Raw genomic sequence first — 14,190 nt, 5'->3', positions numbered from 1 at the left:
ACGCGGTGAAGACTGTGTTGACGCTGTTACTTGGAGGCTTTCTTCGCTGCCTTGATGGCAAGGTTGCGCTCGCGGATGACGGCCGCGCGGCCCGGCTTCATCTCCTGGCGGGCGCGACCGAAGGCCAGCGCGTCGTTCGGGACATCCTCGGTGATGACGCTGCCGGAGGCAATCAAGGCACCGTCTCCGATCGAAACCGGGGCAACGAGAGACGAGTTGGAACCGATGAAGGCTCCTGCCCCGATCTTCGTCTCGTGCTTGTTTACGCCGTCATAGTTGCAGGTGATGGTCCCGGCGCCGATGTTCGTCTCCGCGCCAACGACAGCGTCGCCGATGTAGGTCAGGTGATTGACCTTGGCGCCCTTGCCGATCTCGGCCTTCTTCACCTCGCAGAAATTGCCGACCTTGGAGCCTTCGGCGAGGTTGGCGCCGGGACGCAGACGGGCGAAGGGGCCAACAGTGGCGCCGGCAGCGACATGGGCGCCTTCGAGATGCGAGAAGGCATGGATGACAGCGCCGCCCTCGACCGTGACGCCGGGGCCAAAGACGACATTGGGCTCGATCAGCGCATCCTGGCCGATCACCGTATCATGGCTCAGAAACACCGTTTCCGGGGCAATCATCGTTACGCCTGAGACCATCAACTCGTGCCGGCGGCGCTCCTGCCAGAGGCGCTCGATGACGGCGAGTTCGGCGCGGTTGTTGCAGCCGGTCAGCTCGCTCTCGGGTGCATCGACGGCGACCGCCTTGCCGCCGAGAGATCGGGCGATCTCGACGAGGTCGGTCAGGTAATATTCGCCCTTGGCATTCTTGTTGCCGATCCGCGAGAGAAGATCGAGCGCCTTCTTGCCGTCGATCGCCATCAGGCCGCTGTTGCACCAGGTGACGGCGCGCTCGGCCCCGGTCGCATCCTTTTCCTCTCGGATGGCGATGAGTTCGCCGTTCTCGACGAGCAGGCGGCCATAGCCGGTCGGGTTCTTGGTGTGGAAGCCGATGACCGCGACGTCGGCGCCGCCCGCCAGCGCTTCGCGCGCGGCCTTGAGCGGGGCCGCCGTGATCAGAGGCACATCACCATAGGCGACGAGAATTTCATCATAGCCACGGCCGATGGCGTCTTTCGCCATCAGGACCGCGTGGCCGGTGCCGAGGCGTTCGGTCTGCAGGACGCTTTCGACGGCGAGCCCGTCGATGCTGGCTGCCTTCTCCACCTTTTCGGCATCGCGGCCCAGGACCAGCGCGACATCCGACACGCCTGACGCCGCGATCGAGGCCATCACGTGGGCGATCATGGGGCGACCGCCAACCGGGTGCAAAACCTTGGACATCGAGGATTTCATGCGGGTGCTGTCACCGGCTGCAAGTACGACGGCAAGGCATTTACGGGTCATGGCTTACTCCGGGCGAATGAACGGCGCCATTTCAGTAACGCCGGCACCGGGCACCCGCAAGCCTTATTCGCGTGGTGGTCGGGGTCTCGCGATGAGCCTATCCCAAGGCGGCAATGGCACTGCGTCGTCCGAGTTCGATGACCCGGCGCATGGCTTCGCTGGCCCCTGCGGCATCCCCATTCTCGATGGCATCGACGATGGCGAGATGCGAGCGGGCGATGCCGTCACGCGGATGATGATTCTGTTCGCTGTAGGCGACGGTGAAAGCTCCATCAAGCGACGTTCTGATAAAGCCGACCATGCTCTCGATGAAGGGATTGCCGCCGACGACGAACAAAAGAACATGAAACTTCAGATCCGCATCGACCTGTTCGCGGTAGGAAAGCTCGGTCGCACCAAGAGCGTACGCATAACCGCGCAATTCTTCGCAATCCTCCGCTGAGGCGTTGGACGCAGCCAGCGCCGCTGCTGCGGGTTCCAGAACGAGACGGACGTCATACAGATGATTGAGAAAGTCTTTGTCGACGCCGGCTCGAAAATGCCAGCGCAGCACATCTTCATCCAGCAGGTTCCAGTGACATTTCTCCGTCACCCGTGTGCCGACCCTCGATTTCGCGACCACGAGCCCCTTTGCCGTGAGGGTCTTCATGGCTTCGCGCAGAACCGAGCGCGAGACGTCGAATTGTTTTTCGAGTTCGTTGTCCCCCGGCAGTGTTTCACCCACGGCCAGCGTTCCGGAAACGATTGTCAGGCCAAGCTGATCGACCACTCTGGAATGGCTTGTCCGCGACGGTATCGCGGCCTTCATATCCCGAACTTCATCCCTGCGCATCGCGACCTTCCCCGCCGTCCCGTCCGGCGGTCATTATACGAAGGTTCAAAGCCAGTGAAGAGTATTCGTGATGTCAGTGTCCCATTTCGACCCACAAACAAGAAAGGGCGCCGAAGCGCCCTTTCCCAAACAGTTCTAACAACGCGCTTTTACTGCGGAAGCTTGTCGTCCACGCCTTCGATATAGAAGTTCATGCCGAGGATGGTGCCGTCATCGGCGGATTCACCTTCCTTCAACCAGGCCGAGCCGTCCTGCTTGTTGATCGGGCCGCTGAAGGGCTTGAGTTCACCCGACTTGATCTTGGCTTCGGTTTCCATGGCCATGGCCTTCACGTCGTCAGGCATGTTGGTGTAGGGCGCCATAGTGAGAATGCCGTCCTTGAGGCCATCGAAGGTCTGCTGCGAGGTCCAGGTCCCGTCGAGGATTGCCTGGGTACGCTTGATGTAATAGGCGCCCCAGGTATCGACGATCGAGCTCAGCTGCGCGGTCGGGCCGGCGGCGATCATGTCGGATGCCTGGCCAAAGGCCTTGATCTTGCGCTCTTCTGCGACCTGCATCGGAGCCGTCGTATCGGTGTGCTGGGTCAGAACATCGACGCCCTGGTCGATCAGGGCCTTGGCAGCGTCGGCTTCCTTGCCGGGATCGAACCAGGTGTTGACCCAGATGACCTTCAGCTTGAACTCCGGATTGACGGTGCGGGCGCCGTGCAGGAACGCGTTGATGCCGGCGACAACTTCCGGGATCGGGAAGGAGGCGATGTAACCGGCGACGCCGTTCTTGGACATCTTGCCGGCGATCTGACCGTTGATGAAGCGGCCTTCATAGAAGCGCGAGTTGTAGGTCGCGACGTTCGGGGCCGTCTTGTAGCCCGTTGCGTGCTCGAACTTCACGTCGGGGAACTTTTCAGCAACCTTCAGGGTCGCGTCCATGAAGCCGAACGAGGTCGTGAAGACCACGGCGCAGCCGGAACGCGCCATGCGCTCGATCGCGCGCTCGGCATCCGGGCCTTCCGGAACGTTTTCGAGGTAAGGCGTTTCGATCTTGTCGCCGAAATGCTCCTGCAGGGTCGTGCGGCCGAGTTCGTGCGCCTGGGTCCAGCCGCCGTCGGTCTTCGAGCCAACATAGACGAAGCAGATCTTGGTCTTGTCCTGCGCCGCGGCCGGCGCCGCGACACCGACGATGGCGGCGGCGGATGCCGCGAGCGCGAAGAGGAAGTTCTTCATAATGTACCCCTGTATGGTTAGGTTGAGCCTGTAGTCGTTTGGTACTTATCGGTCCGGCACGAACGGCTTGCCGAGGCAGGCCGGCGTATTGATCAGCGTCGTCCGGCGATTATGAGAGATTATGATCAGCACCACAATCGTCGCCGCATAAGGCAGCGCCGACATGAATTGAGAGGGAAGACCGATGCCGAGCGCCTGAGCGTGGAGCTGGCCGATGGTGACCGCACCAAACAGGTAGCCGCCGGCCAGGACGCGCCAGGGGCGCCACGCGGCGAAGACGACCAGCGCGAGTGCAATCCAGCCCCGACCAGCCGACATGTTCTCGACCCACTGGGGCGTATAGACCAGCGATAGCTGCGCACCAGCGAGGCCAGCGCAGGCACCACCGAACATCACGGCCAGATAGCGTGTGCGAATGACAGGCAGACCGAGGGTATGGGCGGAACCGTGGCTGTCGCCGATGGCCCTGAGCTTGAGGCCCGTGCGGCTCTTGAACAGGAACCAGTTCACGCCGACGATCAGGGCAATCGAGGCATAGAAGAAAATGTCCTGGCGGAAGAGGACGCTGCCGAGAACCGGAATGTCCGACAGGAGCGGGATGGCAATCGGCTGCATTTTGACGCCGGGCTGGCCAACAACGCTTTCTCCGACCATGCCCGAGACGCCGAGCCCAAGGATCGTGAGCGCCAGACCCGTGGCCACCTGGTTTGCGACAAGGGTGAGCGTCAGGAAACCAAAGAGCAGCGAGAAGGCCGCACCGGAGATAACGCCGGCGAGCACGCCGACATAGGGAGAGCCTGTGCTCTTGGTGGCGATGAAGGCGCAGACCGCACCGACGATCATCATGCCCTCAACGCCGAGATTGAGAACACCGGCGCGTTCCGTGACCAGTTCACCGATTGCGGCGATCACCAGGGGCGTCGACGCGGTGATGACCGTGAGAAGGATGGCTTCAAAAATCATGACGCGGCCTTCGTGGATGCCGGGCGAACTCGATCGAAGACGATGCGCACCTTGTAGAGAATGAGCGTGTCGCAGGAGAGCACGAAAAACAGCAGCAGGCCCTGGAACACACGCGTGACCTTGTCGGACACGCCGATGGACAGCTGCGCGCCCTCCCCGCCGAGATAGGTCAAGGCCAGCACGAAACCGGAAGCGATGATGCCGAGTGGATTGAGCCGACCGAGGAAGGCGACGATGATCGCGGTGAAACCGTAGCCGGGGGAGATCGACGGCTGCAAATGGCCGATAGAGCCGGAGACTTCGGCAATGCCGGCCAGACCTGCGAGCGCACCGGAAAACATCATCGAGAACCAGACCATCTTGCGGCCGGAGAAGCCGGCGAAGCGCCCTGCCCGCTCCGACTGGCCCAGCACGTTCACCTGAAAACCTTTCAGCGTGTAGCGCATCATGAACCAGACGGCCACGGCCGCGAGGACCGCGAAGACGATGCCATAATGGGCGCGTCCCGACGCCAGCACTTCCGGCAAAACGGCCTCGGTGACGAAAGATCGCGACTGCGGGAAATTGTAACCCGCAGGATCTTTCCAAACGCCGCGGGTCAGCCAGTCGAGAAAGAGTTGCGCAATATAGACCAGCATCAGGCTGGTCAGGATTTCGTTGGTGTTGAAACGTGTCTTCAGCAGAGCCGGAATAGCGGCATAGGCGGCACCACCGATGGCACCGGTCACCATCATGATCGGCAAGAGCAGCGGCGAATGCCATTCATAGAAGGTGATCGGGACGATCGAGCCGACAATTGCTCCCACCGTGAACTGACCCTCGGCGCCGATGTTCCAGTTGTTCGACCGATAACAGACCGACAGGCCGACACCGATCAGGATCAGAGGGGCTGCCTTGATGGCGAGTTCGTGGAGCGACCAAACCTCAAGCAGTGGTTCGATGAAGAAGCTGAAGAGCGCAGATACGGGATCTTTCCCGAGCAACGCGAACATGATGCCGCCGAAGAGGACGGTCAGCGCAAGTGCCAACAAAGGCGACACCACCGCGAAGAGCGAGGACTGGCGCGCGCGCCGTTCGAGTTCAATGCGCATGGGCGCTCTCCACTCCACCGGCCGGGACCGTCTCAGCCCCATGCACGCCGCCCATCAGAATGCCGATACGCTCGCGCGTCATGGTGGCTGCTGGATAGGCATCGGACAGACGGCCTTCGGATATCGCGGCGATGCTCGTCGCCACTTCAAAGATTTCGTCGAGGTCCTGACTTATGACGATCACGGCCGATCCGCTTTTTGCCAGATCGACCAGTGCCTGGCGGATGCGGCTCGCAGCACCCGCATCGACGCCCCAGGTCGGCTGGTTGACGACGAGCACGGATGGCTGGCGATCTAGTTCGCGACCGACGATGAATTTCTGCAGATTGCCGCCTGAGAGCGATCCGGCCGCCGGATCGTCGCCGCTCTTACGCACATCCATCATCTCGGAGATGCGACGGGCTGCCTGCTGCACGACACCGTGGCGGATGAGGCCAAGAGTTCCGCCGGACAGATAGGCCGAGCGGTCGGAGGCGTTGCGCGACAGGAAGAGGTTTTCCGACAGGCTCATGGCGGTGACGGCCGCATGGCCGTGCCGCTCTTCGGGCACAAATCCGGCACCGAGCAGGCGGCGTTCGTTGATTCCGAGCCTGCCGACGGGTTTGCCGCGCAGACGGATCGCCTCGGCCTCGCGAACGGGATATTCACCGGACAGCGCGTCGAACAGTTCGCTCTGGCCATTGCCGGCAACACCGGCGATCGCCAGCACTTCGCCCGCACGAACGGTCACGGATATATTGCGGAGCGGCATGGCAAACGGCGTGCGCGGGCTGACCGAAAGCTCTGTGACCTGCAACTGGATGTCGCCGTTGGCTGATGGCTCAGCCTTCTCGACACCCGCAACTTCCGCACCAACCATCATGCGGGCGAGCGAGGCTGGCGTTTCCTGGCGGGGATCGCAGGCGCCCGTTACCCGGCCGTGACGCAGGACCGTGGCGCGGTCACAGATGCGCTGCACCTCTTCGAGGCGGTGGCTGATATAGAGCACCGAACGGCCTTCGGCCTTCAGCTTAAACAGTGTTTCGAAAAGCTTGTCGGCTTCCTGCGGGGTCAGAACGGAGGTCGGCTCATCCAGGATGATCAACTTCGGGTTCTGCAGCAGCGCGCGCACGATTTCGATACGCTGGCGCTCGCCGACGGAGAGATCGGCCACATGGGCATCCGGGTCGAGCGGCAGGCCATAGGCCACCGACAGTTCCGCAGCCTTCTTCGACAGATCGGCGATCGAGATGTTTTCATCGAGCGACAGGGCGATGTTTTCGGCCACGGTCAGCGCTTCAAACAGCGAAAAATGCTGGAAAACCATGCCGATACCCAGTCGACGGCCAACCGCTGGACTGGGGATTTCCGTTGCCCGGCCCTCCCAGGCGATCGTACCGGCCGAGGGGGCAAGGATGCCGAAGAGCATCTTGACCAAGGTCGATTTGCCTGCGCCGTTTTCCCCGAGCAGCGCGTGGATCTCGCCATGGCCAATGGAAAGGTCGATGCCGTCACAGGCCTTGAAACTGCCGAACAGCTTCGTCAATCCGGAAACGGACAAGAGCGGCTCTTGTCCTTCGGGCAGTTGATGCGGCACAGGTCCCCCTCGCTCTCGCAGGTTCTCAGCCGGGTCTTGGTGCCCGGTTCATCGCTCAATTCATAACCGGTTTGCGGCAGCGCACAATATATAGGCAGAAGTTTTTTTTGGTTTTACGCAGCCGAGTGCAGCGCCGCCTCAGCGCGCGCGCCCAAGCTGTGGAAAAAGCTGAAGGATGCCGCCGATGACATAAAGATAGATGCCGGTGACGATGGTGCCCGCAACGACCCATGTGGGCGTTTCGAAATGCAGGAGCAGGGCATAACCGGCGAAGCCGCACCACAGGAAGAATACCGCAAGATTGAGCGGCCGCAGTCGCTTAACCCGCACCGGGTGGAGAAAATGGATCGGCAGGAACGTCAGGAAGACGGAGAGCAGCACGACCACGAGCGCGGTCGTTGCGCTCGCATGGATGACGAAGAGCGTGAAGATCACCATGTTCCAGACCACCGGGAAGCCGGAGAAGAAATATTCGTCCGTCTTCATGCCCATATCCGCGTAATAAATGGCGCTCGAGACGACGATCAGGCCTGCGGCAACAAAGGACCATGGCTCGCCAATCATGCCGCTCTGGTAGAGCGCAAAGGCCGGCAAAAGCACGTAGGTGACATAGTCGATGATGTTGTCGAGCGTGTCGCCGGACCAATTGGGCAAGACTTCCTTCACGCGAACCTTGCGGGCGATCGGGCCATCGATCCCGTCAACGAGCAGCGCCAAACCGAGCCACCAGAACATGTCCACGAAGCGGCGCTCGCCGGCGGCGACCACGCCGAGGAAGGCGAGAAAGGACCCTGATGCCGTCAGCATATGCACCGAGAAGGCTCGAATTTCGGCATAGGGCACGCGCTTGTAGTTGAAGATCTTCATGCCGGCTCCACGTCCACCCATCCTTTGGCGAACTTCGGTATCGACCGAATTGACGTCATTTGCAACAAGCCTTGCCTGCTATGCCCGGTTTTCGACCGTGGCTTTCCTCGTCCGGCTGCGCCATTTGGGCCCATGGATTTCACCGGAGTGTCGGCATAGATAGACAGGACGACAACACAGGAACGAACAAGATGCAGCACAGAGTCGACATCGCCGTTATCGGTGCTGGTCCGGCAGGCCAGATCGCCGCGATTGCCATGGCCCGCGGCGGGCGCCGCGTCGCACTGGTCGGACCTGAACCGGATGGCACCGACCGGCGCACCACGGCGCTGATGCATCAGTCACTGGACATGATGGCGCGGCTCGGGCTTTGGGACGCCCTGCAAACGGAGGCCGCTGCCCTTCGGACCATGCAGATCATCGACGGGACGAAACGCCTGCTTCGCGCACCAACCGTTGCCTTCCGCAGCGCCGAAATCGACCTGCCAGCCTTCGGATACAACATCCCGAATTCGGCGCTGATCAAAAGTCTCGCGAAGGCCATTGCTGCCGAGCCACTCATTCAGCGGGTTGGGGAGAGTGCCGACACCATCGCTGTCCGTGACGCCGATGTTCGAATCGTCCTGTCCGGCGGTGACGAGATCGTTGCGGATTTCGTCATCGGCGCCGATGGACGACGCTCGAAGACCCGGGAGAGCGCCGGGGTGAGCGTCAAGACCTGGTCCTACCCGCAGACGGCGGTCGTTCTGAATTTTGGCCACACCCTGCCGCATCAGGACATCTCGACCGAATTCCACACCGAGTCGGGGCCATTCACTCAGGTGCCTCTACCCGGTTTGCGTTCGAGCCTCGTATGGGTTGTCACGCCGAAAGAAGCCGAGCGTCTTCTCGCGCTGGACGTGGGCAAGCTTTCCACCGAGGTGGAAACGCGCATGCAATCGATGCTGGGCAAGGTCACCGTGGAAGACGGCGTACAGGGCTGGCCTCTCTCGGGGATGACCGCCGTGCATTACGGCAAGGGACGCGCCGCCTTTGTCGGCGAGGCGGGCCATGCCTTCCCACCGATCGGGGCTCAGGGTCTCAACCTGAGCCTGCGCGACATCGCAGCGCTGGAAGATATTCTCCTCGACCGGCAATCGGCGCCGATCGCTGCGAACAGTGGCGATCGATTCCACGCCCGTCGGCGGCTGGACATTGCCAGCCGCACCGCCAGCGTCGACCTTCTCAACCGCTCCCTCTTGTCCTCGCTGCTGCCCGTGCAGATGCTGCGCGCCGCCGGGCTCCAGGTTTTGGCAAGCGTTGCGCCCCTGCGCAACCTCGTCATGCAGGAAGGCGTAGCCCCTGGACGCGGCCTCAAGAGCCTGCCGACGATGTTACGGGAAAAGATCAGGCGGTAACAATCCGCCCTTGATGGCAAAGAGGAGGGCCGAGACCGAGAAGACCGAAATGACGGTCGTGATCAGAATGGTCGCTGACGCCCGCTCCTGCCACACGCCATATTGCTGGCCGATGACGAAGACGTTCGTGGCGGTCGGCAGTGCTGCCAGCAGGATCGCGGTATAGACCCAAAGCGGGTCGAAATTGCCCACCGCACTCAGGACGAGATAGACCAGCACAGGGTGGATCGCGAGCTTGATCGGCACGATATAGCCGATCTCTACGGGTATGCGCTTCAGAGGGCGAAGCGCCAGGGTCACGCCCATGGCAAAAAGCGCACAAGGGGCGGCGGACTGGGCGAGATAGTCGACGAGGCGTTGCAGCGCGACCGGCGGCTCGACGGCCAGGGCGGCAGCGAGGAAACCGACCAGCGTTGCGATGATGAAGGGATGGGTGAGAATCTTCTTTCCGACATCGAGGGCAAGCCGTGCCGGCGGACGGTCATCGCCCCCGGCAAAGGCCATGAGGGCGGGTGCTGCGATAAAATGTGCAGCGTTCTCGAAACAGAAGATCAGCGCGACGGGAACAGCCGCGTTCTCTCCGAAGGCAAGCAGTGCCAGACCGGGGCCCATGTAACCGATGTTGCCATAGGCGCCCGCCAGGGCCTGCACGGTCGATTCGGCGATGGTGTTACCGCGAACATAGCGACCGATGAGAAACACCAGCGTGAAGATGGTGTAGGTCGCCGCCAGGCAGGCGGCAATGAAATCGACCCGCGTCAGCTGTTCGATGGGCGTCCTTGAGACGAGCTTGAAGAACAGGGCGGGCAGGCTGACATAGATCACGAAGAAATTGAGCCAACCAAGAGCCTGGGCCGAATGGTCGCCAAGCCGCCCCGACATGTAGCCGATCAGGATCAGGCCGAAAAACGGCAGTACCAGTGCGACGATATCCGCCATCGGCTTTTCCTCCAGGGCGCCCGCCTGCGCCTGCGCTGGACTTAGCCGATTTGCGACAGGATTGGGAAGGTCTGCTGAAACCAGATTGCCATGTCCGAGACATAGCCGAAGATGAAGGCGAGACCCGTCAGGACGAGCAAACCGCCCATGACCTTTTCCACAAGCCCGAGATGGCGACGAAAACGGGTCAGGAAGCGCATGAAAGCGCCGGAAAAGCCTGCGGCGATCCAGAACGGCACCGCGAGGCCCAGCGAATAGATCGCGAGCAGAAGCGCGCCGTCTCCGACCGTCTCTTTCGACGCCGCCACGCCAAGGATCGCGCCAAGAACGGGTCCGATGCAGGGCGTCCAACCGAAGGCGAAAGCGAGGCCCATCACATAGGCACCCGACAATGTGGCAGGCTTTCCTCCCCCCGAAAAGCGGTATTCCGACGACAAGAGGCCGAGTCGAAACACGCCTAAGAAGTTTAGCCCCATGACGATGATGATGACGCCACCAATCTTCGACAAGAGGTCCATATGCTGGCGCAGCATGCCGCCGATGGTCGAGGCACCGGCGCCGAGGGCGACGAAGACGGTGGCAAAGCCGAGCGTGAAGACCAAAGAGGTGAGGAAGACAGCACGGCGCGCCGAAGCATTTTCGGCCTCTGCGCCGCTGCGAAACTGGTCGACGGAGATACCCGCCATGTAACACAGATACGGCGGCACCAGAGGCAGGACACAGGGGGACAGGAACGACAGGGCACCGGCAAAAAGGGCACTCAGAAAGGAAATTTCGGCAATCGACACCTGATGCTCCTGCGGTCCGGATCGGCGCCTAAGTAATCCCGCACCCGCCGCCTTGCCAATCACCTTTGTGTTGGCTGTGACAATTCCGCTCAAAATTGCGTCGGAAGGTGCATTTTTGCGGTTGACCCGGTGGGGTCACCTGCCTATGTTCCGCGCACTTCTGAAGGCGGCCCAAACCGCGCGGGAGAGCGTAGCTCAGCCGGTAGAGCAACTGACTTTTAATCAGTAGGTCCAGGGTTCGAATCCCTGCGCTCTCACCACACAAAAATCAGAGTTTTCTTTTATACATTGCTGGAAAGTTGCGTCACACTTCATGTGCTCTGACCGACCAGAGACACAGCATGGCGTTCGCGCCATGAAAACCGCTCTATCTCCACAGGCAAACTCGATTCGCTGAATTCTGGCTGAGCCGTTCGATCATTGGACAAGACAACGACCGAACTCGAGCGCCACAGCTCAACATGCTGGTGACGGCCTCTGCCTATATCCGCGTGCTTATAGAAGGCGATGAGTCGATTAGCTCTCTCTCTTTGAACACAGCGCCAATAGGACCTGGCGACCGCCCGGCGCTCTGGTCGCGGCTTCCGCGCTAGCATTTCCAGGGCGTTCAACCCGGAACCAATCGGCCAATTTGCAACGTGCGGCCGAAAAAAGCCGGAAACTTTAGCGGAACCTGACAGGAAATCTTGAGAAGCAATCCTCTAAAAACTATTTACTAACTAGGGAATGATAGTACTCATTTACCGCACGCGAACCATCCAGGCTGCAGAATGCTCACGAAAAAAGGTAAGTACGGACTCAAGGCTCTGGTCGACCTTGCTCGGCTGGGGCCAGGTGAAACCTCTTTCGTCACAGAGATCGCGGTCCGCAACAACATTCCGAAGAAGTTTCTGGACACCATTCTGCTAGAGTTGCGAAATACCGGCATCTTGCGCTCCAAGAAGGGGCCAAATGGCGGATACTCGCTCTCGAAGCCTGCATCGGATATCAGAATAGGTCAGGTCATCCGCGCCCTTGATGGGCCGCTGGCTCCGATCCGCTGCGCAAGCCGAACAGCCTTTGAAGCCTGTGAAGATTGTGCCGAACCCGAAACCTGTCAGGTGCGGCTGTCCATGACGGAAGTTCGCGACGCGATCGCCACCATCCTCGACAACATGTCGCTCGAAGAATTCGTCGCCAAGGAAAACCAGGCTGCGGAGCTCGTCGCGGGCGAGTAACCCTGCCGTGCACGACGGCTCTTTTGTGGCGCCAGACGGTTTGTGGCGTTTGCCGACTAGACCACCCCTGCCCTGCGGTTGAGATCCTGCAAGGCCAGCACGGATCGCTGCAGGCTCGATAGATCGGCAGAAACCGAGCCGACCTGCAGGCCATCGATGGTCGTCGAGACCCTGGCAACCATCGCCACGAAGAGTTCTGCGAGAATGGTATCTTGCTCGACCGACTGAGGTTGGCGACGCGTGTCGGTTGCCGTCGTAAGTGCACCGAGGGTGGACGAGGCTTTCAGCAGAACCTCGATGGCACGCGCGACAGGCTCGCCGTCCCCCGCCGAGACCAGGACGTTATCCCCCGGCAGGTGTAGATCGGAACCATCGTCGGCCCGGGACATCGAAGCCGCCGGAATGACGGCGATCCCTCTCCTTGATCGCTCATCGACTGTCGGGAGGACCGTCCAATCCTGCCCGAAATCAGGAACCTTCCCATCTGGCCATTTCAGCCGCAGGCCGATGCCATCGACGCTGCTGCTCATGTCCGGGAAGTCGAAACCGACGTGGGCAAACCGTTCCCCGATCAGAACACGATTGTAGATCCCCCGCCGCTGCTCCGCCGTACCAGACGATCGGATCAGTTCCATAGCCACGAAATGGGACATGGCGCCGCGTGCCGCCTCGCGGGACCTGCGCGCGACCGTTGTCAGCAGATCCGCGACCAATTCGTTCGGAAGGTCGGCACCGCCAAAATCGCTCGGGACCGAGATGGCGAGGAGCCCCCTCCTCGCCGCAACATCCAGAAGATCGAGGTCGCCGCCTAAGGTTGACAGCTCTTGGATAGCGGCGCGAGCTTGATCGTCGGACACCAGCGGCTGCGGGACCGTCCGGAGCTTGTCGTTCAACTGCGTGATGGAACCCATTGCCTCAGCTCTCCTGTAAGCGTTGATCCGAAACGCATTTCAACTCGCGGCAACAATCAAGCTTGGTCATCGCCATTTGACCGAGCCGGCTCAATCGAGACGATGATAGCCACCGTTGACATAAGCTAGCGACAGACCTTCGTTGGAGCGAATGGCGAGCACGCGGCCGATGATCAGCACGTGACTGTGTCGTTCGATCGCTTCCTCCAGTTCGCAATCGATGGCAGCAACCGCGTCCGCCAATATCGGTGCTCCAGACACGAGACTGGTCCAATCGGCGCCATTGTAGCGTTCGGCACCTTTCAGTCCACCCATTCCGGCAAACTGGTTGGCGAGTTGCTCGTGATGTGCGCCAGCAACATTCACAGCGAATGTCCCGTATTTGTGCAAGACGGGCCAGGTGGACGACGTCTTGTTGAGGGAGACCAACATGCGGGGCGGATGAACGGACAACGCGGTTGCTGATGTCACGGTGGCGCCTGTCCGTTCCTGGCCAACGCCCGTCGTGATAATCGACACCCCCCCAGCCAACTGGCGGAGGGCTCCCTTGAGGGACTGCGGATCAACTTCCAATCCCGGCTCAATCGTGGGATCAGCCCGCAGGTTCAACAGATGTGCAGTCTGAATTGTCATTCGTCGTACTTTCGAGGAATTATAATCGTACAGGGTTTGAAAATCAGCTCGCAGATGCGGTTTTTACGTTGCCGCCATGACCACCGCCGCCGAAGACCTGGTGTTCACCGAAGGACGAACGGAGCTGACCGTGCGAACCGGGCAGGCCGATTTCGGGGAACAGGAGTTCGGACACCCGATAGGCTTCTTCGAGATGCGGGTAACCAGAGGCAATGACCGTATCGGTTCTGAGTTCCTGGTAGTCCCGAAGACGGGGCAGCAACCGTTTTGGGAGAGTCGACAAGAGCTGTTCCAGCACCCGAGCGCACCAGACCGATGCTTGCTCATTCTCGTTTTTGCATCTCGCCCACCAAGCGCCGAGCCGT

13 protein-coding genes, 1 tRNA gene and 1 pseudogene are annotated in these 14,190 nt (G+C 60.9%); 3 read left to right on the top strand and 12 right to left on the bottom strand.

Annotated elements, in window-relative coordinates; genetic code table 11:
- Positions 1 to 26 precede the first annotated feature (26 nt).
- From glmU to pcsA, 7 genes are all read right to left on the bottom strand, one after another.
- Positions 27 to 1,388: a bifunctional UDP-N-acetylglucosamine diphosphorylase/glucosamine-1-phosphate N-acetyltransferase GlmU gene (gene glmU / locus ACT53S_RS15895; RefSeq protein ID WP_476067698.1), complete on the bottom strand. Its 1,362-nt coding sequence runs from the start codon at positions 1,386 to 1,388 to the stop codon at positions 27 to 29.
- A gap of 97 nt (positions 1,389 to 1,485) precedes the next feature.
- Entirely contained in the window at positions 1,486 to 2,220 is a 735-nt protein-coding gene (locus ACT53S_RS15890) for a FadR/GntR family transcriptional regulator (protein ID WP_476067697.1), read from the bottom strand.
- 149 nt (positions 2,221 to 2,369) lie between these two features.
- On the bottom strand, positions 2,370 to 3,443 hold the full coding sequence (locus ACT53S_RS15885) for a BMP family ABC transporter substrate-binding protein (RefSeq protein WP_113377559.1): 1,074 nt from the start codon (positions 3,441 to 3,443) through the stop codon (positions 2,370 to 2,372).
- A 45-nt stretch (positions 3,444 to 3,488) separates the two neighbouring features.
- The gene (locus ACT53S_RS15880) at positions 3,489 to 4,406 is read right to left on the bottom strand and encodes an ABC transporter permease (RefSeq protein WP_142068982.1); all 918 of its coding nucleotides are present in this window, start codon (positions 4,404 to 4,406) and stop codon (positions 3,489 to 3,491) included.
- The gene (locus tag ACT53S_RS15875) at positions 4,403 to 5,497 is read right to left on the bottom strand and encodes an ABC transporter permease (protein WP_476067696.1); all 1,095 of its coding nucleotides are present in this window, start codon (positions 5,495 to 5,497) and stop codon (positions 4,403 to 4,405) included. The genes ACT53S_RS15880 and ACT53S_RS15875 overlap by 4 nt, the downstream gene beginning before the upstream one ends.
- Positions 5,487 to 7,073, bottom strand: a complete 1,587-nt coding sequence (locus ACT53S_RS15870; RefSeq protein WP_476067695.1) for an ABC transporter ATP-binding protein — start codon at positions 7,071 to 7,073, stop codon at positions 5,487 to 5,489. The genes ACT53S_RS15875 and ACT53S_RS15870 overlap by 11 nt, the downstream gene beginning before the upstream one ends.
- 138 nt (positions 7,074 to 7,211) lie before the next feature.
- Positions 7,212 to 7,940, bottom strand: coding sequence for a phosphatidylcholine synthase (pcsA, locus tag ACT53S_RS15865; RefSeq protein WP_113377555.1), 729 nt, complete (start codon positions 7,938 to 7,940; stop codon positions 7,212 to 7,214).
- Between the two features lie 191 nt (positions 7,941 to 8,131).
- Between pcsA and ACT53S_RS15860 the strand changes: the two genes are divergently transcribed.
- Positions 8,132 to 9,337 carry a UbiH/UbiF family hydroxylase gene (locus tag ACT53S_RS15860; protein ID WP_476067694.1) on the top strand — a complete coding sequence of 402 codons (1,206 nt, stop codon included), beginning with the start codon at positions 8,132 to 8,134 and terminating at the stop codon, positions 9,335 to 9,337.
- On the opposite strand, the gene ACT53S_RS15855 is transcribed toward ACT53S_RS15860, so the two are convergent.
- Together ACT53S_RS15855 and ACT53S_RS15850 are read right to left on the bottom strand one after the other, a co-directional pair.
- Positions 9,314 to 10,276: an AEC family transporter gene (locus tag ACT53S_RS15855; protein WP_476067693.1), complete on the bottom strand. Its 963-nt coding sequence runs from the start codon at positions 10,274 to 10,276 to the stop codon at positions 9,314 to 9,316. The two genes, ACT53S_RS15860 and ACT53S_RS15855, sit on opposite strands and share 24 nt — an antisense overlap.
- Before the next feature lie 41 nt (positions 10,277 to 10,317).
- Positions 10,318 to 11,064 (bottom strand): cytochrome c biogenesis CcdA family protein, encoded by a 747-nt coding sequence (locus ACT53S_RS15850; RefSeq protein WP_142068992.1) that lies wholly within the window; start codon positions 11,062 to 11,064, stop codon positions 10,318 to 10,320.
- Positions 11,065 to 11,248: 184 nt separating this feature from the next.
- Here ACT53S_RS15850 and ACT53S_RS15845 point away from each other — a divergent pair.
- Positions 11,249 to 11,324 (top strand) — tRNA-Lys (locus tag ACT53S_RS15845).
- 510 nt (positions 11,325 to 11,834) lie between these two features.
- Positions 11,835 to 12,281 (top strand): RrF2 family transcriptional regulator, encoded by a 447-nt coding sequence (locus ACT53S_RS15840; protein ID WP_476067692.1) that lies wholly within the window; start codon positions 11,835 to 11,837, stop codon positions 12,279 to 12,281.
- 56 nt (positions 12,282 to 12,337) lie between these two features.
- Here the strand turns inward: ACT53S_RS15840 and ACT53S_RS15835 are convergent, their stop codons facing one another.
- The 3 genes and pseudogenes from ACT53S_RS15835 to ACT53S_RS15825 form a co-directional block, all read right to left on the bottom strand.
- The gene (locus tag ACT53S_RS15835) at positions 12,338 to 13,192 is read right to left on the bottom strand and encodes a hypothetical protein (protein ID WP_476067691.1); all 855 of its coding nucleotides are present in this window, start codon (positions 13,190 to 13,192) and stop codon (positions 12,338 to 12,340) included.
- A 90-nt stretch (positions 13,193 to 13,282) separates the two neighbouring features.
- Positions 13,283 to 13,825: a flavin reductase family protein gene (locus tag ACT53S_RS15830; protein ID WP_476067690.1), complete on the bottom strand. Its 543-nt coding sequence runs from the start codon at positions 13,823 to 13,825 to the stop codon at positions 13,283 to 13,285.
- Positions 13,826 to 13,868: 43 nt separating this feature from the next.
- Positions 13,869 to 14,148, bottom strand: a pseudogene (locus ACT53S_RS15825) (alkanesulfonate monooxygenase); the annotation flags it as partial.
- Positions 14,149 to 14,190: the final 42 nt, after the last annotated feature.

The organism is Allorhizobium sp. DMC15 (genome assembly GCF_056314065.1).
Note: the sequence above shows the minus strand (reverse complement) of the source record. Positions and strands in the feature narration are given on the sequence as shown.